This window comes from Actinoplanes sp. CA-051413 (assembly GCF_050955795.1).
In the GTDB taxonomy this organism is placed as follows: domain Bacteria; phylum Actinomycetota; class Actinomycetes; order Mycobacteriales; family Micromonosporaceae; genus Actinoplanes.
Genome location: NZ_CP192100.1, coordinates 6,978,844 through 7,002,323, shown reverse-complemented (window position 1 = coordinate 7,002,323; position 23,480 = coordinate 6,978,844). Strand labels below are relative to the sequence as shown.

Sequence of the window (23,480 nt, the reverse complement as noted above, 5' to 3'; positions counted from 1 at the left end):
CTGAACCCTGACAGGTACTGACACAGCCCGGCCATACGGTCTGGGCATGACACACGACGGCACCACCGACTTCGACTTCCTGATGGGCCGCTGGACGGTTCACCACCACAAGCTGGCCGACGTCACCGATCGGGACTGCACCGACTGGATCGACTTCGAGGGCCTGGGGGAGGCCCGTCCCGTCCTCGCTGGTGCCGGCAACGTCGACACCGTCACGGCGACGCTGCCCGACGGGCGCTCGTTCGAGGGCCTGACGCTGCGCCTGTACGACCCCGGGGCCGACCTGTGGCGCATCTGGTGGTCCTCGACGACCAACCCGGGCCGGCTGGACCCGCCGGTCGAGGGCCGCTTCCGGGACGGCCGGGGCGTCTTCCTCGGCGAGGACGAGATCGGCGGCAAGCCGGCGCTGGTCCGCTTCCTGTGGTCGGCGATGACTCCCACGTCGGCGCGCTGGGAGCAGGAGTTCTCCTTCGACGGCGGCCGCACCTGGGACCCGGTCAACTGGATCATGACCTTCACCCGCCGCGACGGCTGACTTTCCCTCAAGGACGGGGCGCGGGGGCCGATGGTGCTCTCACCTGTGACGTGCCCGCCACGGGGTTCCCCTCCCCCCGGAGCAGTCCCATGTCGAATCGGTCCCGGCGCCCCGGCACCAAGGCTGCCGCCACGGCGGCAGCCGCCCTGACCGCCCTGTCCTCGGCCCTCGGCGCGCTGCCCGCCGCCGCGGCGGACCCGGCCGCCCCGGGTACGTCCTCGATCATCGTCGGGGTCCGGCCCGGGGCGAGCACGACCGCGGTGGTGGGCCAGCTGGACGCCCGGCCGGGCATCGAGGTGCTGGAGTCCGACCCGATCGGCCGGCTGGCCGCGGCCGACGTCACGGTCCCGGCCGCCGACGTGAGCGCCGCGCTGCAGCAGCTGCGCAGCAATCCGAGCGTGGCGTACGCCGAACCGAACCACCAGGTACGGATCACCGACGTCACGCCCAACGACCCGGCCTTCGTCGACCAGTGGGGTGCCACGCGGACCGCCCAGCCGGCCGCCTGGTCGCGTTCCACCGGCAGCGGGATCACCGTCGCCGTCGTCGACTCCGGGGTCAGCCCGATCTCCGAGCTCGCGGGCCGGCTGCTGCCCGGTTACGACTTCGTCAACGACGACAGCGACGCCACCGACGTCAACGGCCACGGCACCCAGGCCGCGAGCGTCATCGCCGCCAAGGGCAACAACGCGACCGGCATCGCGGGGGTGTGCTGGGACTGCAAGATCCTGCCCGTACGGGTCCTGGACGGGAACGGCTCCGGCTACAGCGACGACGTCGCCGCCGGCATCACCTATGCCGCCGACCGGGGCGCGCAGGTCATCAACCTGTCCCTGGGCGGCCCCGACTACAGCCAGCTGACCGAGAACGCCGTCAACTACGCCGTCGCGAAGGGCGCCGTCGTCATCGCCTCGGCCGGCAACTCCGGCGTGAGTGCCCGCAGCTATCCGGCCGGGCACCCCAACGCGATCGCGGTCGCCGGCTCGACCAGCGCCGACGGCCGGTATTCCTGGTCCAACTACGGCACCGTCGCCGACCCGTGGGTGGATGTCGCGGCTCCGGGCAGGAACATCGCCCAGGGCATGAACGGCGGCCTGTACTGGTTCGAGGGCACCAGCTCCGCCGGTCCGGTCGTCGCCGGTATCGCCGCGCTCGCCCGGGCCGCGGCCCCGGCCGCCACAGTGGCGCAGATCCGCGCGGCGATCGAGAGCGGCGCCGACCCGGTGGGCACCTGGGTCGCCAAGGGCCGGGTCAACGCCGGCGCCACCCTGGCCGCGCTGACCGGCACGCCCGCCACCCCGAACCCGGTCCCGAACCCGCCGGCCACCCCGGCCGGCCCGGTCATCACCGGCCTCGGTCTCACCGCCGGGCAGTTGGTCCGCGGCATCGTGACGTTCTCGCCGTCGATCACCTCGGCCACCGCCCTGGCCAAGGTGCAGCTGCGCACCCAGACCGGCACCAAGGAGGCCACCACCAACCTCCCCCTGACCGGCACCCGGCAGGTCTCCTGGAAGACGACCGGCTTCACCGGCCCGGCCACCTTGACGCTGACGGTCACCGACACCGCCGGCCGCACCGCCACCGCGCAGGTCCAGGTCACCGTGGACAACACCGCCCCGGCCGCCACGGTCACCAGCCCGGCAGCCGGCGCGACGGTCACCAGGACCGTCCCGGTGACCATCAGCACCACCGCCACAGATGTGGTGAAGGTCGAGCTGCTGGTCAAGAACGCGGTTGTCGCCACCGCCACCACCGCCCCGTGGGCGCTGAGCTGGGACAGCGCCGGCGCCAACGCCGGCGTGAGCCTCACCGTGCGGGTCACCGACGTGGCCGGCAACGTCACCACGGTCACCCGCGCGGTCGTCGCCGACAACGCCGGACCGGTGCTGAGCTGGCGGACACCGGCGGCCGACGCCGTCGTCGGCGGGACGCTCAAGGTGGAGACCAGCGCCACCGACGTCTCCGGTGTGACGAAGGTCGAGCTGCTGCGCGGCGACACGGTGCTGGCCACCGACACCACCGCGCCGTACTCCTTCGCCTGGAACACCGCCGGTGCCGCCGGCCGGACCGCCCTGGTCCTGCGGGCCACCGACAAGCTGGGCTACGTCTCCACCGCCGCGCGCACGGTCGTCGTCGACAACAAGGCCCCGGTCGTGACCTCGGTCAGCCCGGCCGCCGCGGCCTCCGTCACCGGCACGCTGGCGACCAGCCTGACCGCCACCGACGAGGAGGGCGTGGCTGCCATCGACCTGCTGGTCAACGGCAAGCGGACGACCGGCGTGCGGGGCCGCACGACGCTGCTCTTCTCGTTCCCGGCCGGCCGGCTCACCGGCAGCCCGACGCTGACCTGGACGGTCACCGACAAGGCGGGCAACGTCACCACGGTCACCCGCACGGTGAGCATCGCCAAGGCGGCCGGTCAGAAGTAAGGGCCCCTGGGCCGCCCGGCAACGGGCGGCCCAGCCCTGGGGCCGCCGAACCCTCCGCCGGTGGGCGGCCCGGGTGCTCTGGCAGGATCGACGGGTGGAAGACCGCAGGACCGCCGCCGTGCTGCTGGTGTTCGGGCGCGGTGTCGTCGGCGCCGGCGAGCACTACATGCTCACGCCCGCCAGCGCCGCCCGCGTGCAGGCCGCCGCGGACTACGCGGTCGCGCACCCCGGGGTCTCCCGCATCGTCTTCACCGGCGGCTGGGCGGAGGCCACCGAGGGCGCCGGGCAACCCCCGGCGGGCTGGCGGGAGGGCGACCTGATGCTGCGCGAGGCCCGGGCGGCGGGCCTCGACCGGTACGCGGACCTGCGCGCCGAGACCCGTTCCCGCAGCACCCTGGAGAACCTGGTGCACACCGTCGAGGACGGGCTGCTCGACGGGTACGCGTTCGACGCCGTACACCCGCTCGGTCTGGTCTCGCACCGCGAGCACCTGCCGCGGATCCGCCTGCTCGCCGCCAAGGTCCTCGCCCTGCCCGCGCGGGCCCTGCTGGACGTGTCCGCCACCGGGGGAGAGACGCCGCTGCCGTGGCGGTCCGAACGGGCCGCCCGGGTCATCGCCCGCCTCGGCTTCCTCGGCACCCGCGACCCGGCCGCCCTGCTGCGCCGCGAACGCCGGATGGTCGCCTCCCTGCGTCGCGCCGAGCGACTGTTACGAAACCCACCCAAGGAATTACGCCGGACCCGCGACGGGCGGGGTCCGGCTGGGTAAGGAGGGGGTGCCACCGGACCACGGACGGGCCGGCGACACCACCGAGGAGAACCACGTGCACGACGAGAACCGGTCCATGGTCGTTCTCCTGCCGGTCTACCAGCCGAGCCACCACCTGCCCACCTTGATGGCCGAGCTGCGCCGGGCCGCCCCGCGGTGCCACTTCGTCATCGTCGACGACGGCAGCAGCCCGGCCGCCGCCGAAGTGCTGCGCCAGGCCGAAAACCTCGGCGGCACGGTCCTGCGCCACCCGCGCAACCAGGGCAAGGGCATCGCCCTCAAAACCGGTTTCCGGTACGCGGCGGAGCAGCATCCCGGCCTCGACGTCGTCTGCGCGGACGCCGACGGCCAGCACAGCGTCACGGACATCGTGCGGGTCGCGGACCGAGTCGCGGCGACCGGTCACACCGTGCTGGGTGTCCGCCGCTTCGCCGAGAACGTCCCGCTGCGCAGCAAGGTCGGCAACACGGTCACGCAGGCCCTGTTCCGTGCCGCCACCGGCCGTGGGGTGCAGGACACCCAGACCGGGCTGCGGGCGTACCCGTCGGCTCTGCTCGACTGGCTCGGCACGGTCCCCGGCGAGCGCTTCGAGTACGAGATGAACGTCCTGCTCGAGGCCGCCCGGGCGGGGCACCGGATCGAGGAGGTCGTGATCACCACGACCTACCTCGACGACAACGCGTCCTCGCACTTCAGCGCGCTGAGCGACTCGGCCCGCATCTACTGGCCGTTGCTGCGCTACGCGGCGGCGTCACTGCTGACGCCGGCCCGGGCGACCCGCTGACCGCCCGGGACGGCATCACCTCAGCTCAGCACCAGGTCAGGGTGGAGTTCGACCGGGTGACGTTGCTGATGGTGTTGTTCGTGCCGGTGCACGGGCTCCACCGGATGTTGGTGTTGCTGACGGTGAGGTTCTGGAAACGGATGTTCGACGACGGCGGGAAGTCGGTGCGCGAGGAGATCCGTACCTCGCCACCGCCGCTGATCGTCCCGGATACGCCGGCCAGCACCACGTTGTAGCAGTTCTCGATCAGCACCGAGTTGTTGCCGGTGTTGGCGATGTCGACCCGGTCGATGACCGCGCCGCCGCTCTCCGAGACGCAGAAGACGCCCCGGCCGCCGCCGCGCGCCTTGACGGTCCCGACGCGGATGTTGGTGTTGTAACTGCTGCCGATCCGGCCGTTGCGGTTGGCCATCCGGAACGCGGCGTAGCCGGTGCCGGCGCCGGCGTTCTCGGCGTCGACGGTGCCGACGGTGGCGTTGACCGTCTGGTTGAGCAGCAGCCCGGACTCGCCGACGTTGCGCGCGGTGACGGTGCCGATGGTGATGCCGTCGACCCCGTAGGTCTCCACGGCGTGCGAGCTGGCCCCGGAGACGTAGGCGCTGTCGATCCGGATGTTGCGCGACGGCACGCTCTTGTCACCGTAGTTGTCGATGCGTACGCCCAGGCCGCTGGACAGTCGCATGTCGATCTGCCCGAGGATCAGGTTGTTCACGCTGCGCATGAAGATGCCGTACAGCGGGGCGCCGGTGACGTTGAGATGGGCCACCTCGACGTCGCGGGTGCCACGGGAGTAGATCGGGGCCTGGTCGCCGGAGCCCGTACCGGTCACGTTGATCGTGCCGCACACGTCCAGCAGCGTGTAGCTGGGCAGCGAGATGCGGGAGTTGGCGCTGATCGAGCCGGAGCCGCGGACCAGCACGTTCTGCTTGGCCGTCCGGCTGGGCAGGCTGCTGATCGCGGCCTGCACCGCCGCGCGCATGTCGGTGCCGGTGTAGACAGTGCTGCTGCCCCGGCGCGCGGTCCAGGTGCTGCCGCTGAGCGTCGCCTCGGCTTGGTACGACAGGGCGCCGCAGGCGGCGGCCGAGGCCTGGGAGAGGCCGACGGCGACGCCGGCACCGGAGAGCACCAGCGTGGTGGCGGCCAGCAGGCCGGTCCGCCAGCGCCGGCGCGACGGGGTCTTCGGGCTTGGGGAGGTCATGACTGCTCCAAAATCTCGGCTGACGAGCTGACCGCCGTGCGCCCTCACGGCTGTGTCCCGATGCCTCCGGTAAGCGCTTTCCATACACGGGCATCGATGTGAAGGAGATGTTAACGGTCACCTTCCTGGTGTCAAGGCCGGCCGGACCGTGACCGGCGGTACCCAGCGGCGTTGAACCATCGCGGAGCGGTGTTCCGCACGGGCGGCGGGGGTACGGGGTTGAGCGGGGAACAGCTTGTCGAGCCCGTGGTCTACGGTCTTCACGTGCCTGAACAGCCAGTCTCAGAGTCGGCCGACGCCGCGCCGGAAGCCGGCGTTCCCGTCGCGGAACTCGGCGTTCCCGTCGAGGCCGAGGTCGACTCCGGCAAGTTCACGGTCCGGCTGACCAACTTCACCGGACCGTTCGACCTGCTGCTGCAGCTCATCGGCAAGCACAAGCTCGACGTGACCGAGATCGCGCTGCACCAGGTCACCGACGACTTCATCGCGTACATCCGGGCCATGGGCGACGACTGGGACCTGGGCGAGACCAGCGAGTTCCTGCTGGTCGCGGCGACTCTGCTGGACTTGAAGGCGGCCCGGCTGCTGCCCTCGGCGGAGGTGGAGGACGAGGACGACCTGGCCCTGCTGGAAGCCGGCGACCTGCTCTTCGCCCGCCTCCTGCAGTACAAGGCGTACAAGGAAGCCGCGGCCGTGATCGCGGACCTGGAAGGCGTCGGCACCAAACGCTGGCCGCGCGCGGTCTCCCTGGAGCCCCGGTACGCGGAGGCGCTGCCCGACCTGGTCCTCGGCATCGGGCCGGAGCGCCTGCTGAAGATGGCCCTGAAGCAGTTCCTGCCCAAACCGGGACCGCCCGAGGTGTCGATCGCGCACATCCACCAGGTCCGGGTCAGCGTCCGCGAACACGCGACCCTCATCCGCGACCGCCTCCGCCGCGCGGGCAGCGCGACGTTCAGCCTGCTGATCGCCGACTGCGAGAACACGCTCGAGGTGGTGGCCCGCTTCCTGGCGTTGCTGGAGCTGTACCGCGAAGGGCTCATTGATTTTGAGCAGCCGGTGTCGCTGGAGGAGATGACGGTCCGCTGGATCGGCGGCGACCAGGTCGAGGGGGACCTGGACATCGACGACTACGAGGGAAGCCCGCCGGAGCCGGACACCGCGGCGATGGAGCTGGATGAAGAGGACGACGCCCACTCCGTGCCGGGGGCGATGGCCTCGGTGGCGGAGGACGAGGGCGAGGACGCCGACGACGACGCTGATCTCGACGACTTCGACATCCCGGAGATCACCGAATACCCCGGCTCCGCCTTTGATTCCGCCGACGCCGACGCCGACGCCGCCGGGCTGCCCGGGCCGGGTGAGTTCGGGTCGGTGGGGGCGGGTATTCCTGGGGCCGACCGCACCGCAGACCGTGTTTCGACCGACGAGGAACAGTCATGAGCGACGAGCGTCCCGAGTCCCTTGCCGCGCAGGCCGCCTCCTGGGTGCCGCCCTGGGAGCGGGCGCCGCGGCCGCCCGACCGGGACTTCGAGGCCAAGGTCCGGGCCGGGGAGAGCGACGACGAGGAGCTCACCGAGTCGAATCTCACGGATGACGACGACGATTTCGATCCCGCCTTCGAGGGGGCGAACCCGTCGCCCGGTGACGGGGTGCCGGCCGAGTTGCCGCCGTTCCCGGAGGAGGCCGGTGGGCCGCCGACCGTGGACGCTCCCCGGGAGATGCCCGGCGACGAGGAGCGCGAGCCGACCGACGTCGGTGTCGGGCCGGAACTGCCGCTGCCGGGTGCCATCGAGGAGGCCGCCGAGAACGAGATCGGCAACGCCCCGCTGGTCGACGCGCCGCTCGACGGTGACGATGCCGGGGATGTCTTCGACGTGGCCGCCGATGACGACGTCGGGGATGACGCGGAGGTCGACCTGCCGTTCACGGAGGAGGTGCCCGGGCCGGAAGAGGACGACGAGCCGCCCGCCGGCGATCAGTCTCAGGAATCCGCGTCGACCACCGAGGCGCTGACGTCCGACGACGAATCGGCTGCCCGCGCCGACGACGCAAGCATGCGCACGACCGCCGACGATGCGGCTCCGACGATCCTCGCGGCCGCCGGCGCGCCGACGACCGTCGACGATGCCGCGCTGACGGCTGCCGACGATGCCGTGCCGGCGGCCGGCGACGACGACGCGGAGCCCGTTGCGCCCGGGGGTGGGTTGGTGGCCGCGGATGCGGCCGCTCGGGGTGCCGCCGATGTCGAGGCCGCGGTGACCGCCGGGGCCGTCGCGAGTCAGCCTGTGGCACGGGCGCGGCCGAGTTCCGGGATTCCCGCGCAGGGACGTGGCAGCAAGGGGGGCGCCGCTGCTTCTGTGGCGTCGTCGACCCGTACCGAAGAAGAAGCGGAACCACTCCCGCCGATGGACGATGCCGAGTTGCGGGCGGCGCTGGAAGCCATTCTGCTTGTTGTTGATGAGCCGGTCGCCGAGATGCAGCTCGCGCAGATCGTAGAGCAGCCGACCGAGCGGGTCGCGGGCATGCTGGAGGACATCTCGGCGCGGTACACCGCGGCCGGGCACGGGTTCGACCTGCGGCGGGCCGCGGGTGGCTGGCGTCTCTACACGCGGCCGGAATATGCGGCCTACGTTGAGCGGTTCGTATTGGATGGCCAGTCGGTGCGGCTCACCCAGGCCGCGCTGGAAACGCTCGCTGTAGTCGCTTACAAGCAGCCTGTCACCAGGTCGCGCATCTCGGCCATCCGCGGTGTGAACTGTGATGGCGTCATGCGTACGCTTACCACTCGCGGCCTCATCGAGGAATGCGGCACTGAGGGCGAGACCGGGGCATTCCTGTACCGCACCACGGCGCTGTTCCTGGAGAAGCTCGGCCTCAACTCGGTCGACCAGCTTCCGCCGCTGGCCCCGTTCCTACCCGACGATGTGGAAGAAGTGCTCGATGCCTCAGGCTGATCCGGATAGCTCCGTGCGGCTGCAGAAGATTCTCGCCACCGCGGGAATCGGATCCCGGCGCGCGTCTGAAGATCTGATCTTCCGGGGACGCGTCACCGTGAACGGCAAGGTCGCCAAGCTCGGCGACAAGGTCGACCCGGCCAAGGTGGAGATCCGGGTGGACGGCGCGCGGATCGTCACGGACACCAAGCTGGTCTACCTGGCCATGAACAAGCCCCGCGGCGTGGTCTCGAGCATGGACGACGAGAAGGGCCGCAACGAGCTCGCCGACTTCCTCGGCACGTTCGAGCAGCGGATCTTCCACGTCGGCCGGCTCGACGCCGACAGTGAGGGCCTGCTGCTGCTCACCAACGACGGCGGGCTCGCGCACAAGCTGATGCACCCGTCGTACGGGGTCGCCAAGACCTACCTCGCCGAGGTCGCCGGCCCGCTGCCGCGCACCGTCGGCCGCCGGCTGCAGTCCGGCGTCGAGCTGGAGGACGGCCCGGCCAAGGTCGACTCGTTCAAGCTGGTCGACGCGGTCGGCAAGACCGCGCAGATCGAGATCACCCTGCACGAGGGCCGCAAGCACATCGTGCGCCGGATGATGGACGAGGTCGGGCACCCGGTGTCGCGCCTGATCCGTACGGCGGTCGGCCCGATCCGGCTCGGCGACATGCGCCCGGGCGGCTTCCGCCGGCTGTCGAACGCCGAGGTGAGCGCCCTCTTCAAGGCCGTCGGCGACTGAGCCGGGCGCGCCCGGCACAATAGGTAGTTGTCCGTCAGACGTCTTGGAGGTAGCGGTGGAGCGAGCAGTGCGGCCCGAACGATGCGTGGTGGCCGTCGACGGTCCCTCGGGATCGGGCAAATCCACCGTTTCCCGGCGGCTCGCCACCGCGATCGACGGCATCTACCTGGACACCGGCGCGATGTACCGGGCGATCACCTGGGCGGTGCTGCAGGCCGGCGTCGATCTGCAGGACCCGGACGCGATCGCCAAGATCTCCCAGGAGACCACCCTGGAGATCGGCACGGACCCGCTCGCGCCGCATTTTCGCGCCAACGGCGAGGACGTCGACGCGGCCATCCGCGGGCCCGAGGTCACCGGCGCGGTCTCGGCCGTGGCCGCGGTCCCAGCGGTACGCCGTCAGCTGGTCCGCCTCCAGCAGGAGATCATCACCGCCGCCCCCCGCATCGTCGTCGAGGGCCGTGACATCGCCACCGTCGTCGCCCCGGACGCCGACCTCAAGGTCTACCTGACCGCGTCGGCCGCCGCGCGCGCCCAGCGCCGCAGCGCGGAGGACGCCACCGACGTGGCGGCCACCGAGGCCGATCTGAACCGCCGCGACAAGCTCGACTCCAGCCGCGCGGTCGACCCGCTGCGCCAGGCCGACGACGCCGTCACGCTCGACACCACGGGCATGGGCATCGACGAGGTCGTGGCAACGCTCCTGAGCATGCTCAACAGCAAGGTGAGTTCGTGAGTGACTTTTCTTCCGAGGTCTCGGCCTTGGAATCCGCACTGCACCAATCCATGGCGGAGGAAGGCCCCGTACCGGTCGTCGCCGTCGTCGGCCGGCCCAACGTCGGCAAGTCGACCCTGGTCAACCGGATCATCGGCCGCCGCCAGGCCGTGGTCGAGGACAAGCCGGGCGTGACCCGCGACCGCGTCCCGTACGACGCGCAGTGGAGCGGCCGCCGCTTCACCGTGGTCGACACCGGCGGCTGGGAACCGGACGCCCGCGACCGCGCGGCCGCGATCGCCGCCCAGGCCGAGATCGCCGTCCAGACCGCCGACGTGGTCATCTTCGTGGTCGACGCCATGGTCGGCGCCACGGACGTCGACGAGAAGGCCGTCCGGATGCTGCGCCGCAGCCACAAGCCGGTCATCCTGGTGGCGAATAAAGCGGACAACCAGAACATCGAGAACGACACCGTGTCCCTGTGGGGCCTGGGGCTGGGGGAGCCGTTCCCGCTGTCCGCCCTGCACGGCCGCAACGCGGGCGACCTGCTCGACAAGATCCTGGCCGCGATGCCCCCGGCCCCGGCGATCATCGAGAACGCCCCCCGAGGCCCGCGCCGCGTGGCCCTGGTCGGCCGCCCGAACGTCGGCAAGTCGTCCCTGCTGAACCGCCTGGCCCGCGAAGAGCGAGCGGTCGTGGACTCGGTGGCGGGCACCACGGTCGACCCGGTCGACAGCCTGGTCGAGATGGACGGCGAAGTTTGGCAGTTCGTCGACACCGCCGGCCTCCGCAAGCGGGTCAACCAGGCATCCGGTACGGAGTACTACGCGTCATTGCGTACCGCCGGAGCTGTCGAAGCCGCCGAAGTGGGCGTCGTCCTGCTGGACGCGTCGGAGGTCATCAGCGAGCAGGACCAGCGCGTGCTGACGCAGGTGGTCGAGGCCGGGCGCGCACTGGTGATCGCCTTCAACAAGTGGGACCTGGTCGACGCCGACCGCCGGATCTTCCTGGACAAGGAGATCGACCGCGAGCTGAAGCGCATCCCGTGGGCGATCAAGGTGAACATCTCAGCGAAAACCGGCCGCGCGGTCGACAAGCTGGCACCGGCGCTGCGCAAGGCCCTGGACAGCTGGGAGAAGCGCATCCCGACGGGGACGCTGAACCAGTGGCTGACGGCGCTGACACAGGCCACGCCCCACCCGGTGCGAGGTGGGCGGGCGCCGCGGATCATGTTCGCGACGCAGGCGGGGGTGGCGCCGCCCCGGTTCGTGCTCTTCACGACCGCGCCGTTGGATGCCGGGTATCAGCGGTTCATCGAGCGGAAGCTCCGTGAGGAGTTCGGGTTCGAGGGGTCACCGATCGAGGTTTCGGTGAAGCCACGGAAGAAGCTCGGGCCTGGTGGGCGGGGTAAGGCGCACGGGTAGGTTCTGGCCTCGTCCCGGCAGGCCGGTGGTAAGTCGGTTGAAGGGCTGGGGTAGGGTTGTGGTGTTGCCGCGCACTGGGGTTCCGGGGCGTGGCATCGGGCTGTAGCGCAGCTTGGTAGCGCACTTGACTGGGGGTCAAGGGGTCGCAGGTTCAAATCCTGTCAGCCCGACTTTGTGAAAGGCCAGCTCAGCTGGCCTTTTTCATTTACCGATTTTAATCTATACGGCATCGCGCGACACTCTATTTCGCCCGTACGCCTGTACGGTTTCCCGCTCAGTCCTGCCTTCGGCGGCCACGAGTTGATCGGCGACGTGGCTGAAGCCGCGGCTCAGGGTGAAGCGTTGATCGTTGACGCGCCGCTGACCAGGCGAGATCTGTCTTGGTTCGCTGACTGCGGACCTGGCTCAACCTTGGAGCCTGACGGCTGCTCGGCTATCCACGATGGATAATCGTGTCACCTGCACGACACGAACGCTCGCAGAAAGCGCAGGATCTCCGCGCTGGCCCGCGAGTCGAGGTTGCCGGTGGGTTCATCGGCGAAGACGATCGCCGTCGGCTGACCAGCGCCCGGGCGCACACGACCCGCACCCTCTTCGGCCGGGAGTTCACTTGCGCTTGTCCGCAAAGTCGCCAACAGGGCGATGTGGATGACCCCATATGCGGGACGGCGTCTGAAGCAGGGTGGTTTACCCTCGATGAAGGCGTCGGGCGTCATGTCCGTAGCCCGCTACCCCGGACCCCGGTAGTGCACCCCGTCAGCGCAGGTGCCTATCAGGAGTTGCCGTGACCGCTGAGATCCGCGCCGGTGCCGCCCGGCCTCTGCCGTACCTGTCGGTGCAGCAAGATCCGTCCAGCGACCACGTCGGACGTTGCCGCGTTGATCGACTCGTCGCCGCAGTCACCCGGGGTGACCGGGACGCGTTCGGCGTTCTGCACCGGGCCACCGAACAGCTACGCCTGATCGGTGCCGGTCCGGCACGGACGTGGCAGGCGGCGATCGACGATGCCCGCTATGGGCAGCAGTACGCGGAACTGGCGGCCCGGCTCGCCGCGCCTGATGGCCACCGCGGCCCGCAAGGAGATTGACATGCAGGTGCGCGCCCCGTATCTGTTCAACGCCGACGATCGACGCCGCACGCTGAGCGTCACCGGTGACGTCACCACCGGGGTGGTGGAGATGGCGGTGCACGGCCGGTGGTCGCAGCGTCTCGGCATGGACGTGTCCACCGCGATCCGCAAAGGCCTGGCCGAGCACCCGGCGGCGATCATCGCCGACCTGCGGGACATGGGCGACCCGGACGGTGCCAGCATGCCGATGTGGCTGGCCGCGCGCCGGGCCGGCATCGTCATGCAGCCACCGGTGCCCCTGGCTCTGTGCCTGCCCACAGCGACGATGCTGAACCGCCGGCTACGGCGCCTCGGTGCGCAACACCCGTCCGTGTTCACCACCATGCCCGAGGCCCGCACCGCCGTGATCAGCCGGCTGCCGGCGACCCCGACGCTGAAGGCGACCCTGCTGCCGCAGCCGGCCTCGCCCGATACGGCCCGCGACCTCGTCACCCATGCATGTGAGGACTGGCACCTGCCGAAGCTGCGGCAACGCGCCCAGCTGGTGTTGTCCGAGCTGGTGGCCAACGCCGTGCAACACGCGGGCACCACCGTGCTCGTCACCGTGTCGCAGCGCGGCACGGGCCTGCACCTGGCGGTCCGCGACGGCACCACCCGGCTACCGCGCCTGCTCGACGGTACGCCCTCGGCCGCCGGGCAGCCGCCGCACGAGCGGGGCAACGGCCTTCGCATGGTGCACGTCTGCGCCACGGCGTGGGGTGCCATGCCAACCCGCGGAGGCAAGGTCGTCTGGGCCACCGTGCTTGCCTGCCCACACCGGTGACGGCGCGAGCGTGCGCAGGGCCGCCACTGCGGCCGGCGCATGCGGGGCGAGTACCGGGATTCGTCGAGGGGCACGCGGCGTCGGTAGACTTCGACGGGCCCGGGAAGGTTCCGGCCTCACTGCCCGGCCCGTGTCGTGGCCCCTGGCGTGGAGGTACAGCGGTGTCACATCCAGTGCAGCGTGTTTCCGCCGCTTCAGCGGCGTGCCGGCGTGCCGGTGAGGGCATGGCGTCGGGTGGTCGCCATGGATGATCGCGTCGCCATGATCCGCCACCTGATCGAGGATGAGCCGCCGTCGCCGGACAACGGCGCAGGGTTGCTGCCTCGGGTATGCGCCGTCGCCGCGCGCACGCTGGCGGCCTCGGGCGCGGGGATCAGCATGATGAGCGAGGCGGGGGCCCGGGGGGTCTACGCCGCGTCGGACCCGCTGACCGAGCACATAGAGGAGTTGCAGTTCGTTCTCGGCGAGGGACCGTGCTGGGATGCGTTTTCCACCCGGCGGCCGGTGCTGGTACCGAACCTCGACGGCGAGTCGGCGGTTCGGTGGCCGATGTACACCCCGGCCGCCCACGACAGCGGCATCCGGGCGGTGTTCTCGTTCCCGCTGCAGATGGGTGCCGCTCGTATCGGGATTCTCGACGTTTTCCGCAAGCGGACCGGGTCGCTGACCGGCGAGGAACTCGCCACCGCGCTCGCCTTCGCAGACGTGACCATCACGGCTCTGCTGGACCAGCACGAGAAGGCGGCGGTGAACACCTTCAGCGAGGGCCTCGCCGAGGCGGTCGAGTACCGCGCCGAGCTGTTCCAGGCCCAGGGGATGGTCATGGTGCAGCTGGGGGTTCCCATCGGTGAGGCGATGGTCCGGATGCGGGCGTACGCGTACGCGCACGGCCGCCGCCTCGACCAGGTGGCCGCCGATGTGCTCGCCCGCAGACTGCACTTCGACCGGGACCGCCCATGACCGCGCACGTGACCGCCGGCCAGGCCGGGAGGCAGGCATGAAAACCGTATCCGCGCAGCAGCTCGCGAAGGTCTTCGTCGAGATCGCCGACACGCTGGTCGACGAATTCGATCTGCTCGACTACATGCACATGCTCACCGAGCGGGTCGTCGAGTTGACCGACGCGGCAGCCGCCGGAATGCTGCTCGCCGACCAGCGGGGCCGGCTCGAGTTCATCGCCGGCTCGGACGAGAACGTCAAACTGGTGGAGTTGTTCCAGTTGCAGAACGAGCAAGGGCCCTGCCTGGAAGCGTTCGACTCCGGCGAGCCCGTCGTCAACGTGAACCTGGGCGAGGCCGTCGCCCGCTGGCCACGCTTCGCACCGCGCGCCGCTGCGGCCGGGTTCCAATCGGTGCACGCCTTCCCGATGCGGCTGCGCCGGCAGGTGATCGGAGCGCTCAACGTCTTCGGTGACACCTCTGGAAACGACTTCGAAGACGACGACATCGCGATCATGCAGGCCCTGGCGGACGCCGCCACCATCGGCCTGCTGCAGGAACGCACCGTCAGCCGCAGCGAGGCGCTCACCGAACAGCTGCAATCAGCCCTGAACAGCCGGGTGATCATCGAACAGGCCAAGGGTGCGGTCGCGCAGGCCCGCGGCATCAGCGTCGACGAGGCGTTCATGGCCATCCGCGGCTATGCCCGGGGGCACAACCGCCGGTTGACCGAAGTCGCCCAGAGCATCGTCACCGACCCGGAGACCCTGCAGCAGATCCTCCCGCAATGAGCCGGTCCGTGACGGGTGCCGGTCAGGCGCGCAGCGCCGGAACGTGCCGCAGCGGATACTGAGACCGCAGCGTGCCGATGGGGCGTTGCGGACGAGGGAGGTACCGCGTGGAAAAGCCTGAAGGAGACTCTCCAGGGCTCTCCGATGACGGGACCGCAGCCCAGGCGCCGGATGCCGGGGACTCGAGGGAGACCCGGGCCGACCAGCGCGAAGCCGAGCTTGATGTTCGTGAGGTGCGCGCCGACCTCCGCGAAGCGGAGCAAGCCGACCGCATGGAACGGGCGACACGGATCCTCGCCGAAGCCGACAAACGTGACGATCAAGCAGACGCGCGTGACGTTGCCGCGACAACACGCGACACAGCAGCCAGCCTGCGCTCCTTCCTGCGTGACGGCGAGCAGGAATACGGTCCGGCCCTGACGGCGCGCCGCTCTGCCGCCATCGACCGCACGGATTCCAAGACCGACCGGCATTCGGCTGCGACGGACCGATCTGAACTCACCGAGGACAATTCCACGTCCTCGGACGGCGACAACGCCTGACCTACACCCACGGATGCCCCCGGCGCGTCCTGACTGCTCCGCGTGAGGGGTCGTACGGCCCTGACCAACCCGGCCGTTCGGGCGCAGACTTTCGGCACGAACACCTGCCGGAGGTACGCGATGGGGACACAGAACCGTCTGCTCGGTGCCGGGCTGGTGACGCTCGGCGTGGCGATGGCGACCGTGGCGGTGCTGGGTCCGCTCGTGCTCGACGTGCTGCGCTACCGCATCTCTGCGACGAGCTTGAACCAGGTCATCGGGGGTGACGCCGCCGCGCTGGCCGTGGTTGTGCCGATCACCGTCACAGTGGGTTTCCTGGCGATTCGGGGCCATCCGGCCGCCTCGGTGCTGGCACTGGCGCCGTCGATCTTCGTGGTCTACACGTACACGCAGCTGATCATCGGGAATGAATATCTCCAGCTGCCGGGCAACGTCGAGCGCTTCTTCCCGCTCCTGCTCGCGGTGTTCATCCTGGCCGGTGCAATCGCTCTGCGGGCGTGGAACAGCGTTCCGGCAGGACGACTGCCACCGACGTCGGTAGCTGTCGACCGTACGGCCGGGGTTCTGCTGTTGGTGATTGCCACGTTCGTTCTGGTCGGCCTGCATCTGCCGAACTATCTGGACGCCATGCGCGACCATCCCGACACTGTGCAGTACCTGTCCAGCCCGACAGCGTTCTGGCTGGTCAAGTTCATGGACCTGGGCATCGTCGTGCCCGCCGCGATCACCGTCGGCATCGGTACGCTGCGCCACCGCCAGTGGGCCCGTAAACCGGTCTACGCGTTGCTGGGTGCGTACACGCTGATCGGCGCCTCCGTCGCCGGCATGGCGATCACCATGGTCGCCCGCGACGACCCGGACGCCTCCACCGCGACCGCCGTCGGGTCCGTCCTGCTGACGGCATTGCTGGCCGGGTTGACGTGCGCCGTCTACCGGCCGCTGTTCCGGCGAGCCGGTACGGCACCGTCCGTGGCCGTAGCCCCTGCCCGCCTCGAGGAGAGCACGGTATGACGAGCCTGACCGACCACGTGGACGAGGAACCCGCCCGGATGGCTGACTCCAGGGCCGGCCCGCGGCCGTCCGGTGATACGTCGAGTGTCGCCGTCCTGGTCGGGCTGGTCGCGGTCGCGTTCTCCGCGATCTATCTGTTCTCGGATCTGCTGGAGCTCGTTCACGGCGGCTTCTCGACGTCGCAACTTGTCCTGACCTACGCCGCCGAGGCCGCCATCCCACTGTTTGTCCTCGGCCTCTACGGGGTGCAACGGCCGCGGATCGGCCGGCTCGGTCTGACAAGTGCCGTCCTGTACGCCTACACCTTCGTGTACTTCACCGGCACGGTCGTGTACGCGCTGGTCGAGGGGACCAGCGACTGGCCGGCTCTCGAACGACGCCTGGGAATGTGGATCACGATCCACTCGGCCTTGATGATCGTGGCCGGGATCGGATTCGGCATCGCGGTCATCCGGGCCAGGGTGCTTCCGTGGTGGACCGGCGCGACCTTGATCGCGGGGATGCTGCTGATGGTCAGCACCCTGAGCCTGCCGGCCGCCGCCCAGACGGCGTCGGCCGCCGTCCGCGATCTCGGCTTCATGGCCATGGGCGCGGTGCTGCTGGTCCGAGGCGGCCGCCACCGCAGGGGACAGCCGCACCGTCGCGCTGATGCCAAGGGCTTCGCCGACCACCGGGGACCACGAAGTGGCCTTCCAGCGGAGAGGCTGTAGCCGGCATGAGTATCCCTGACCTGCAGTTGGCGCCCGAACAGTCCGATCCTTTCGGTGCGGACACGGCCGCGGATGGGGGCGGCCTGTCAGCGCCCGAGGCGGCCGCCAGGTTGCTGCGTGACGGGGCCAATGTGCTGCCGTCGCGCCGGCCGGCGCCGCTGTGGCGACGGGTCGTGTCGCAACTGCGTGATCCCCTGGTGCTGGTTCTGCTGGCCGCGGCCGCCTTCACCTTGTTCACCGCTGACTTCACCGACGCGTCGGTCATCCTGTTCGTCATCGTCGTGAACACCACGGTCGGCGTGGTGCAGGAGGTCAAAGCGGAACGGGCCATCACCGCGCTGTCGGCGTTGACCGCGCCGGATGCCCGGGTGGTCCGCGACGGCGCCGAACAGCAGGTTCCGGCCGCCGACCTGGTCGTCGGTGACCTGCTCGTGCTGGCCGAGGGCGACATCGTGCCGGCCGATGCGCACGTCACGGAATCGGTCGCGCTGCTGGTCGACGAGTCCGCGCTGACCGGGGAGTCCGTTCCGGTCGACAAGATGGACGGCAACGATGCGACGGATACCGGCGACGCCCTGTCGGCGGGCACGGTAGTGGTGCGCGGCCGAGGCCGTGGCGTCATCACTGCCACCGGCGCGGCCAGCGCCATGGGTCGGATCGCGGCGATGATGGTGACCAGCGCAGGCTTGACCCCGCTGCAACGGCGCCTCGCCGGGGTCGGCCGGATGCTGGCCCTGTTCGCGGTCGGGCTGTGCGCCGTCGTGCTCGCCCTCGGCTTGTGGCGGGGGCAGCCCGTGCAGCTGATGATCGTCATCGCGATCACCCTGGTGGTCGCGGCGGTCCCGGAATCCCTGCCGGCCGTGGTCACCCTCAGTCTCGCCCTGGGCGCGCGCCGGATGACTGCCCGGCACGCCGTCATCCGGCGACTGCCCGCGGTGGAGACCCTCGGCTCGGTGACCGTTCTGGCCACCGACAAGACGGGCACCCTCACCGAAGGCACCATGGTGGTCCGCGAGCTGTGGACGATCCAGGGTGACGCCGGCGTCGACGGCTCGGGCTACGCACCGCACGGTGAGCTGCGCCGGGCCGGCGAGGTCGTCACCGGCCCGGACGCCCCTGATCTGGTGGAGCTGCTCAGAGCAGCTGCATTGTGCAACGACGGATCGCTGCGCGCGCCGGACGGCGACAGCCCGGACTGGTCACCGGTCGGCGACCCCACCGAGGTCGCACTGATCACCGCGGCGGCGAAGGCCGGCATCGACCGGCGAGCGTTGGATCTGGAGCTGCCGAGGGTGTCGGAGCAGCCCTTCGACAGCATCCGCAAACGCATGTCGACCGCACACCGACTGCCCAGCGGCCGGATCCTGACCGTCTGCAAGGGCGCACCGGAAGCGGTGCTTCAGGCCGCCGTCCTGTCCGATCCGGACGAGCTGATCGCGCGGGCCGCGACCCGGGCCGACGAACTCGCCGCTCTCGGTTTCCGGGTGCTGGCGGTCGCCCAGGTCGACCGGGCGACCGCCCCCGACAACGACGCGGCGGAGCAGGGTCTGCGCCTGCTCGGCCTGGTGGCCATTCTCGACCCGCCCCGGGCCTCGGCGGCGGGCACGATCGCCGCCTGCCGCGAAGCCGGCATCACCCCGGTTCTGATCACCGGGGACCACCCGGCCACCGCCGCCGCGATCGCCGGCGACCTCGGCATCATCGCCGCCGGCGACGACGTGACCGATTGCCGCATCACCGACCCGGGCGCCCGCGCCGGGCAGGGCAGCAGGGTCTTCGCCCGGGCCACCCCGGAGCAGAAGGTCGCCATCATCGACGCGCTGCGCGCTGCCGGGCACGTCGTCGCGATGACCGGTGACGGCGTCAACGACGGCCCCGCCCTGCACCGCGCCGACATCGGCGTCGCGATGGGCAAGCGGGGCACCGAGGTGGCCCGGCAGGCCGCCGACCTGGTACTGGCCGACGATGAGTTGGCCACTGTCGTGGCGGCGGCCGAGGAGGGCCGCCGGGTGTATGCGAACATCCGCCGGTTCCTGCTCTACGCCCTGTCCGGCGGCGCCGCCGAGATCGCCGTGATGCTGGCCGGACCGTTCGCCGGCCTGCCGCTGCCGCTGCTGCCGGCGCAGATCCTCTGGATCAACCTGATCACCCACGGCCTGCCGGGGCTCGCCCTGGGCAGCGAACCCGTCGACCCGGACGCCATGCGGCGCCCACCTCGGCCGCCGTCGGAAACGGTGCTCGGCGCCGGTCTCTGGAAACGCATCATCCGCGTCGGTGCGGTCATCGCCGCGGTCACCATCGGCGTCGGGGTCTGGGCACACGCCACCGACCGGCCGTGGCAGACCCTGACGTTCCTCGCCCTCGGCGCCACCCAGCTCGCCGTCGCTCTCGGCTCCCGGGCCCGTCCCGGCACCCGGGCCAACCCGATGCTGCTCGCCGCTGTCGGCGTCGCCTTCATCCTGCAACTTGCCGGCCTCTATCTGCCGTTCCTGCAGGACCTGCTGGGCACCGAACCGCCGGCTCTGGCGGACCTGCTGATCGTCGGTGCGGTGTCCAGCCTCGGCTACGCGGCGATCCGTCTCGACCGCCTCATCCACCCGGCGAAACGGCCCGCCGGACGATCCTGACTGCACCATGGCCACCCTGGCACCATTCGTCGTCACCGCAGAGCCGCCCGCAGCGGCTGAGGAGGAGCCACGCTAGAAATCGACGGGCAGGCACGCACGCCGCCCGGTGCGCCTGGAACCAGAGCTGCGGACGCGGCTGACACGCTTGATGCCTCGGCGGGGATCTCGCATGGCCTGTCTGCCGCTGAGGCCGCAGCGCGGTTGACCCGTGACGGCCCCAACGAACTCCCGATCGCCCGCGGGCCGTCGCTGCTGCGCCGCTTCGCGGCCCAGTTCACCGACCTGTTCGCCGTGATGCTGCTGGTCGCGGCGGTGATCACCCTCGTCGCGTACGAGCTGGGCCGGCCCCGCGACGTGGGCAACCTGCAACTGGCGATCGCGATCCTGGCCGTGGTGCTGCTCAACGCGGTGATCGGATTCGGGCAGGAGTTCGCGGCCGAGCGTACGGCCGAAGCGCTGCGGGCGATGGTGCCCCACCGCGCCACGGTGCTCCGCGACGGGGAACGTGCCGACGTGCCCGCCGCCGGCCTGGTCGTCGGCGATGTCCTGGTCTTGGAGGCGGGTGACGCGGTGCCGGCCGACGCTCGTGTCATCGAGTCCCACGGCCTGACCGTCAACAACGCCGCACTGACGGGGGAGAGCAAGCCTGCCCGGCGTACCGCTGACCCGCCCGCGCCCGGCACACCACCGTCGGAATCGGGCAACCTGGTGTGGATGGGCACGACGGTCGCGGCGGGCACCGCCCGCGCCGTCGTCGTCGCCACGGCGAAGGACACCGAGTTCGGCCGCATCTACCGGCTGACCGCTCAGACCAAGGCTGAACGCAGCCCCCTGCAGCGGCAGGTCGCCACCATGGCACGGCGGGTGGCCGCCGGAGCGTTCTGCCTCGGCGCGCTGGTGTTCGCGATCCGGCTGCCGCTCGGCGGCCCGGTCGTGACCACCTTCGTCTTCGCGCTCGGCGTGATGGTCGCGCTCGTCCCCGAGGGCCTACCGGCGACGATGTCGGTGGCGCTGGCCGTCGGCGTCCGGCGGATGGCCCACCGCAAGGCCCTGATCAAGAAGCTCGTCGCGGTGGAGACGCTGGGGTCCACCACGGTGATCTGCACCGACAAGACCGGCACGCTGACCAAGGCCGAGATGACGGTGCAGGCGGTCTGGGTCCCGGACCGGACCCATACGGTGTCCGGCGCCGGGTATGAGCCGGTCGGCGACGTCGAGGGCCCCGAACCACTGCGGCAGACCCTGCGGGCTGCCGTTTTGTGCTGCGACGCGCGTCTGCTGCCGCCGCAGGACGAGGCAGGCTGGCGGGTGCTCGGGGACACCACCGAGGGGGCATTGCTCGTCGTCGCCGCCAAGAGCGGTGTGGACCTCGCCACGGAGCAACAGCGGGCGCCGCGTGTCGAGGAGTTCACGTTCGACGCCGATCGCAAGCTGATGACCACTGTGCACCGGGTCGACGACGCCTTCGTCGCCTACGTGAAGGGCTCCCCGCAGGAGTTGCTCGCTCGCTGCACCCGGGTGGTCGACGGATCCGGCGGAGTCATACCAATCAGCGAGGCGATGCGCGCCCGGGCGCTGGCCGTCAACGACGACATGTCGCGGGACGCGCTGCGGGTGCTCGCCGTCGCGTACCGCCCGGTGCCGTCCGGCGTCGGGCCGGCCGACGCCGAACAGGAGCTGATTCTGCTGGGTCTGGTCGGGATGCTCGACCCGCCGCGGATGGAGGTCACCCCGGCCATCGCGGCCTGCCACCGGGCCGGGATCCGGATCGTCATGGTGACCGGTGATTCCGCGCTGACCGCTGAAGCCATCGCCCGCAAGATCGGACTGATCACCGAGGCGGTACCCCGGGCCGTGACCGGCGCGGACCTCGACAGCCTCGGCGAAGACGCCCTGCGGGCCCTGCTGAAGGACCCGTCACCGGTGCTGTTCGCCCGGGTCAAGCCGGAACACAAGATGCGGGTCGTGTCCGCCTTCAAAGACCTGGGCGAGGTCGTCGCGGTCACCGGTGACGGCGCGAACGACGCGCCCGCGTTGCGCCGCGCCGACATCGGGGTGGCCATGGGCGCCTCCGGCACCGACGTCGCCCGCGAAGCCGCCGTGATGGTGCTGCTGGACGACTCGTTCGCCTCCATCGCCGCGGCAGTGGAGCGGGGCCGATCCGTCTACCAGAACATCCGTACGTTCCTGATCTATGTGTTCACCTCGAACGTCGGCGAGCTCGTGCCGATCCTGGTGGCCACGTTCGCCGGGTTCCCGCTCGTACCGTTGTCCGCCGTTCAGGTCCTTGCGATCGACCTCGGCTCAGATGTGCTGCCGGCCCTGGCCCTGGGCACCCTGCATCCCGAGCCCGGCACGATGGACCGGCCGCCGCGTAACCCTCGCGAGTCGCTGTTCTCGGGCGCGGTCGTGCGCCGGATCCTGTTCCTCGGCGGGTTTCAGGCAGCCGGGGTCACTGCGGCGTTCTTCTGGTGCATCCACACCGCGGGTCTGCCGTTCGATGCTTTCACCGTCGACAACCCGGTCTACCGCGAGGCGCTCACCATGACCCAGGCCGGCATCGTGGTGAGCCAGATCTTCGTCGGTCTCACCGTGCGCAGCGACCGGCTCAGCATCGTCACCCTCGGCCTGCGCTCCAGCGGCCGGATGCTCGCTGCCCAGAGCCTCAGCCTGCTGTTGATCTGCGCGATCAGCTACGTGCCGGCGCTGCAGCGGCTGTTCCACACCGCGCCGCTGTCCGCGCTGGACTGGGCCATCCTGGTGGGGTTCGGTGTGGTGCTGCTGGTCGCGGACGAGATCCGCAAAGCGGTGGTGCGCGCACGGGCCTCGACACCGGGGGAGTCCCGGCTCGGACGGGCCGTTCGGCACTGACGCTTCGCACCGGCGCGGCGTTCTACTGAGGCGACTCACCCGGAGGTAGACATGAGCGACCAGACACGTTCCGAGGACCGGTACATCGTCGTGGGCGTCGACAGCTCGCACGGCTCCAAAGCCGCACTGCGGTGGGCGCTGGCGCAAGCCCGACTGACCGGCGCGACGGTCGAAGCAGTGGCCGCCTGGCAGCAGCCGGCGACCTACGAATACTCCTACGGCGCGGTTCCGTTCCCGTCGCCCGGCGACAGCATCGCCACCACCGCCGAGAAGGTCCTCACCGAGACCGTGGCGGAGGTCGTCGGGACCAGCGACCAACCCGTTGACGTCCGGGTCAAGGTCGCACACGGACCTGCCGCACAGATCCTGCTGGAAGCCGCGGCCGGTGCGGAACTCCTGGTCGTCGGAAGCCGCGGGCACGGCGCCTTCGCCGGCATGCTGCTCGGATCGGTCAGCCAGCACTGCACCCACCATGCGCCCTGCCCCGTGATCGTCGTGCCGGACGACGTCAAGCCCAGGACCTCGCCATGACCAGGACGGCGCGCGTCTCCTCCCTGGTCATG

The 23,480-nt window shown here is 70.7% G+C and carries 20 protein-coding genes, 1 tRNA gene and 1 pseudogene; 20 read left to right on the top strand and 2 right to left on the bottom strand.

Annotated features, from left to right (window positions below):
* Positions 1 to 46: 46 nt before the first annotated feature.
* From ACQP2Y_RS32895 to ACQP2Y_RS32880, 4 genes are all read left to right on the top strand, one after another.
* Positions 47 to 535, top strand: coding sequence for a hypothetical protein (locus tag ACQP2Y_RS32895; RefSeq protein ID WP_360828645.1), 489 nt, complete (start codon positions 47 to 49; stop codon positions 533 to 535).
* An 89-nt stretch (positions 536 to 624) separates the two neighbouring features.
* On the top strand, positions 625 to 2,964 hold the full coding sequence (locus ACQP2Y_RS32890) for a S8 family serine peptidase (protein WP_433719571.1): 2,340 nt from the start codon (positions 625 to 627) through the stop codon (positions 2,962 to 2,964).
* Positions 2,965 to 3,058: 94 nt separating this feature from the next.
* Positions 3,059 to 3,733, top strand: coding sequence for an ElyC/SanA/YdcF family protein (locus ACQP2Y_RS32885; protein WP_433719568.1), 675 nt, complete (start codon positions 3,059 to 3,061; stop codon positions 3,731 to 3,733).
* Positions 3,734 to 3,740: 7 nt separating this feature from the next.
* Positions 3,741 to 4,517: a glycosyltransferase family 2 protein gene (locus ACQP2Y_RS32880; protein ID WP_433719565.1), complete on the top strand. Its 777-nt coding sequence runs from the start codon at positions 3,741 to 3,743 to the stop codon at positions 4,515 to 4,517.
* A 25-nt stretch (positions 4,518 to 4,542) separates the two neighbouring features.
* Here the strand turns inward: ACQP2Y_RS32880 and ACQP2Y_RS32875 are convergent, their stop codons facing one another.
* Positions 4,543 to 5,715: a hypothetical protein gene (locus tag ACQP2Y_RS32875; RefSeq protein ID WP_433719563.1), complete on the bottom strand. Its 1,173-nt coding sequence runs from the start codon at positions 5,713 to 5,715 to the stop codon at positions 4,543 to 4,545.
* A gap of 264 nt (positions 5,716 to 5,979) precedes the next feature.
* On the opposite strand from ACQP2Y_RS32875, the gene ACQP2Y_RS32870 reads away from it, so the two are divergent.
* The 6 genes from ACQP2Y_RS32870 to ACQP2Y_RS32845 all read left to right on the top strand — a co-directional run bounded on the left by ACQP2Y_RS32870 (position 5,980) and on the right by ACQP2Y_RS32845 (position 11,705).
* Positions 5,980 to 7,155, top strand: coding sequence for a segregation and condensation protein A (locus ACQP2Y_RS32870; protein ID WP_433719561.1), 1,176 nt, complete (start codon positions 5,980 to 5,982; stop codon positions 7,153 to 7,155).
* A gap of 614 nt (positions 7,156 to 7,769) precedes the next feature.
* Entirely contained in the window at positions 7,770 to 8,669 is a 900-nt protein-coding gene (gene scpB / locus ACQP2Y_RS32865) for an SMC-Scp complex subunit ScpB (protein ID WP_433732163.1), read from the top strand.
* Entirely contained in the window at positions 8,656 to 9,396 is a 741-nt protein-coding gene (locus ACQP2Y_RS32860) for a pseudouridine synthase (protein WP_433719559.1), read from the top strand. The genes scpB and ACQP2Y_RS32860 overlap by 14 nt, the downstream gene beginning before the upstream one ends.
* Before the next feature lie 55 nt (positions 9,397 to 9,451).
* A complete protein-coding gene (cmk, locus tag ACQP2Y_RS32855) occupies positions 9,452 to 10,132 on the top strand; it encodes a (d)CMP kinase (RefSeq protein WP_433719557.1) in 681 nt (226 codons plus the stop codon).
* 50 nt (positions 10,133 to 10,182) lie between these two features.
* Positions 10,183 to 11,535 carry a ribosome biogenesis GTPase Der gene (gene der, locus ACQP2Y_RS32850; protein WP_433732161.1) on the top strand — a complete coding sequence of 451 codons (1,353 nt, stop codon included), beginning with the start codon at positions 10,183 to 10,185 and terminating at the stop codon, positions 11,533 to 11,535.
* 96 nt (positions 11,536 to 11,631) lie between these two features.
* A tRNA-Pro gene (locus ACQP2Y_RS32845) sits at positions 11,632 to 11,705 on the top strand.
* Between the two features lie 306 nt (positions 11,706 to 12,011).
* Here the strand turns inward: ACQP2Y_RS32845 and ACQP2Y_RS32840 are convergent.
* Positions 12,012 to 12,121 (bottom strand): annotated as a pseudogene (locus tag ACQP2Y_RS32840) (ABC transporter ATP-binding protein); the annotation flags it as partial.
* Positions 12,122 to 12,319: 198 nt separating this feature from the next.
* Here ACQP2Y_RS32840 and ACQP2Y_RS32835 point away from each other — a divergent pair.
* From ACQP2Y_RS32835 to ACQP2Y_RS32790, 10 genes are all read left to right on the top strand, one after another.
* The gene (locus ACQP2Y_RS32835) at positions 12,320 to 12,622 is read left to right on the top strand and encodes a hypothetical protein (RefSeq protein WP_433719554.1); all 303 of its coding nucleotides are present in this window, start codon (positions 12,320 to 12,322) and stop codon (positions 12,620 to 12,622) included.
* Position 12,623: 1 nt separating this feature from the next.
* Positions 12,624 to 13,427: an ATP-binding protein gene (locus ACQP2Y_RS32830; RefSeq protein ID WP_433719551.1), complete on the top strand. Its 804-nt coding sequence runs from the start codon at positions 12,624 to 12,626 to the stop codon at positions 13,425 to 13,427.
* A gap of 243 nt (positions 13,428 to 13,670) precedes the next feature.
* Complete coding sequence (locus ACQP2Y_RS32825; protein WP_433719549.1) at positions 13,671 to 14,387, top strand: GAF domain-containing protein; 717 nt, start codon at positions 13,671 to 13,673, stop codon at positions 14,385 to 14,387.
* Positions 14,388 to 14,424: 37 nt separating this feature from the next.
* Positions 14,425 to 15,156, top strand: a complete 732-nt coding sequence (locus ACQP2Y_RS32820) for an ANTAR domain-containing protein (protein WP_433719546.1) — start codon at positions 14,425 to 14,427, stop codon at positions 15,154 to 15,156.
* Positions 15,157 to 15,263: 107 nt separating this feature from the next.
* Complete coding sequence (locus ACQP2Y_RS32815; protein WP_433719544.1) at positions 15,264 to 15,698, top strand: hypothetical protein; 435 nt, start codon at positions 15,264 to 15,266, stop codon at positions 15,696 to 15,698.
* A gap of 120 nt (positions 15,699 to 15,818) precedes the next feature.
* Positions 15,819 to 16,709 carry a hypothetical protein gene (locus tag ACQP2Y_RS32810; RefSeq protein WP_433719541.1) on the top strand — a complete coding sequence of 297 codons (891 nt, stop codon included), beginning with the start codon at positions 15,819 to 15,821 and terminating at the stop codon, positions 16,707 to 16,709.
* Complete coding sequence (locus ACQP2Y_RS32805) at positions 16,706 to 17,419, top strand: hypothetical protein (protein WP_433719538.1); 714 nt, start codon at positions 16,706 to 16,708, stop codon at positions 17,417 to 17,419. The genes ACQP2Y_RS32810 and ACQP2Y_RS32805 overlap by 4 nt, the downstream gene beginning before the upstream one ends.
* A 5-nt stretch (positions 17,420 to 17,424) precedes the next feature.
* Positions 17,425 to 20,046 (top strand): cation-translocating P-type ATPase, encoded by a 2,622-nt coding sequence (locus ACQP2Y_RS32800; protein WP_433719535.1) that lies wholly within the window; start codon positions 17,425 to 17,427, stop codon positions 20,044 to 20,046.
* 201 nt (positions 20,047 to 20,247) lie between these two features.
* On the top strand, positions 20,248 to 22,917 hold the full coding sequence (locus ACQP2Y_RS32795; RefSeq protein WP_433719533.1) for a cation-translocating P-type ATPase: 2,670 nt from the start codon (positions 20,248 to 20,250) through the stop codon (positions 22,915 to 22,917).
* 51 nt (positions 22,918 to 22,968) lie between these two features.
* On the top strand, positions 22,969 to 23,448 hold the full coding sequence (locus tag ACQP2Y_RS32790) for a universal stress protein (RefSeq protein WP_433719530.1): 480 nt from the start codon (positions 22,969 to 22,971) through the stop codon (positions 23,446 to 23,448).
* Positions 23,449 to 23,480 lie beyond the last annotated feature (32 nt).

What these genes read in the sequence shown, in the direction of transcription:
- der (WP_433732161.1), top strand. Translation starts at nt 10,183, where the DNA reads ATGGCGGAGGAAGGCCCCGTACCGGTCGTCGCCGTCGTCGGCCGGCCC.
- scpB (WP_433732163.1), top strand. Translation starts at nt 7,770, where the DNA reads ATGCGCACGACCGCCGACGATGCGGCTCCGACGATCCTCGCGGCCGCC.
- ACQP2Y_RS32825 (WP_433719549.1), top strand. Translation starts at nt 13,671, where the DNA reads ATGGATGATCGCGTCGCCATGATCCGCCACCTGATCGAGGATGAGCCG.
- ACQP2Y_RS32860 (WP_433719559.1), top strand. Translation starts at nt 8,656, where the DNA reads ATGCCTCAGGCTGATCCGGATAGCTCCGTGCGGCTGCAGAAGATTCTC.
- ACQP2Y_RS32800 (WP_433719535.1), top strand. Translation starts at nt 17,425, where the DNA reads ATGAGTATCCCTGACCTGCAGTTGGCGCCCGAACAGTCCGATCCTTTC.
- ACQP2Y_RS32875 (WP_433719563.1), bottom strand. Translation starts at nt 5,715, where the DNA reads ATGACCTCCCCAAGCCCGAAGACCCCGTCGCGCCGGCGCTGGCGGACC.
- ACQP2Y_RS32810 (WP_433719541.1), top strand. Translation starts at nt 15,819, where the DNA reads ATGGGGACACAGAACCGTCTGCTCGGTGCCGGGCTGGTGACGCTCGGC.
- ACQP2Y_RS32790 (WP_433719530.1), top strand. Translation starts at nt 22,969, where the DNA reads ATGAGCGACCAGACACGTTCCGAGGACCGGTACATCGTCGTGGGCGTC.
- ACQP2Y_RS32805 (WP_433719538.1), top strand. Translation starts at nt 16,706, where the DNA reads ATGACGAGCCTGACCGACCACGTGGACGAGGAACCCGCCCGGATGGCT.
- ACQP2Y_RS32895 (WP_360828645.1), top strand. Translation starts at nt 47, where the DNA reads ATGACACACGACGGCACCACCGACTTCGACTTCCTGATGGGCCGCTGG.
- ACQP2Y_RS32830 (WP_433719551.1), top strand. Translation starts at nt 12,624, where the DNA reads ATGCAGGTGCGCGCCCCGTATCTGTTCAACGCCGACGATCGACGCCGC.
- ACQP2Y_RS32890 (WP_433719571.1), top strand. Translation starts at nt 625, where the DNA reads ATGTCGAATCGGTCCCGGCGCCCCGGCACCAAGGCTGCCGCCACGGCG.
- ACQP2Y_RS32820 (WP_433719546.1), top strand. Translation starts at nt 14,425, where the DNA reads ATGAAAACCGTATCCGCGCAGCAGCTCGCGAAGGTCTTCGTCGAGATC.